The 1,269-nt window shown below is 49.0% G+C and carries 1 protein-coding gene; it reads right to left on the bottom strand.

Annotated features, from left to right (window positions below; all coding sequences use genetic code 11):
- Window positions 1-706: group II intron reverse transcriptase/maturase (gene ltrA / locus BIT28_RS00085; protein ID WP_175577464.1), on the bottom strand; the 706-nt coding region annotated here is incomplete at its 3' end.
- Between the last annotated feature and the right edge of the window lie 563 nt (window positions 707-1,269).

Raw genomic sequence — 1,269 nt, 5'->3', positions numbered from 1 at the left:
GGTTCGCGGCTTCCTCACTGCCCACGTAGATTTGGCAGTCATCTGCATATCGGCAGAACTTATGCCCTCTTCGCTCAAGCTCTTTATCCAACTCATCTAATACGATATTTGATAGCAGCGGAGATAATGGTCCACCCTGTGGTGTCCCTCGTTGCCTCTGCTCGGCTAACCCGTTTCGCATTATGCCTGCCTGTAGGTATGACCTGACCAGCTTCAGTACCCGTTTGTCCGTGATATCCTCCGATAGCCTGTGCATCAGTCTATCGTGGTTCACGGTATCGAAGTATTTCGCTAGGTCAATATCGACTACATAACCCCGCCCCTCCCTGATGTAGTGGCTTGCTGCCGCCAATGCTTGGTGAGCACTGCGGTTTGGTCTAAATCCGTAACTACTATTGGAGAACATAGGGTCATAGATATCTGACAGTACTGAGGTAATTGCCTGTTGGACAACTCTATCAAGCACTGTTGGGATACCCAGCAGCCTTACGCCACCATTAGGTTTGGGGATTTCTACACCCAGAACGGGCTGAGGTTGGTAACTTCCATCCAGAAGGCTCTGGCGAAGTTCTTGCCCATTTGAAGCTTCTCGAAGCCTTGAGATAGTGGCATTTATGTCGAGCTTGTCGACACCTGCACATCCTTTGTTCTTCTTCACGCGTCTAAGAGCTTGATTCAAGTTGGTTGAGGAACAGATTTGCTCCATCAACGAAGTTGAGGTCACCAAGACTCGTCCTCCTGTCTACGCCTACCATGCTTGTCATTCTTCGTGACCATGAGCTTTACTTGCGGTATCGCCCATTGGGACGTAGAGATGATTTTCATCTTGCTATGACTCCACATGATTGAGTGTCTAGTGACTGCTTCTTGATATATTCAGTTCAGGCCTTCCCTTGAGTTGTACTTCCTCAAGGTACTATGCCTTCTGCTGACTTCTTACCACCCGTCACGCAGCATCACTACTGCGTTAGTCTCATCTGAGACAAGCGATAAGATCTCCCGAGGTAAGACGTTGTTCTTTCCCTTGGTCGTGCCTGATTTACCTATACACACTTCCCGTCGAGGCATTGGGCTATTCTATCTATTGCTAGGTTACCCAAGTTGCATAGGCCTACTATCAGATTTCTGTTCGTCGCAACCAAGTTTTGCCATTCGCTTCCTTCAGATTTCACCTCACGGTGAACACCCTTGCATAGGCTAACGGTTCTCGCTCGACTGAGCCCGTAGAGGACTTTCACCTCCTAGAACAACGCCATGCTCGGCGCACAA

The organism is Photobacterium proteolyticum, assembly GCF_001939735.1.
Classification (GTDB): Bacteria; Pseudomonadota; Gammaproteobacteria; order Enterobacterales; family Vibrionaceae; genus Photobacterium; species Photobacterium proteolyticum.
The sequence above is the reverse complement of the archived record's forward strand: the minus strand, read 5'-3'. Positions and strand labels throughout refer to the sequence as shown.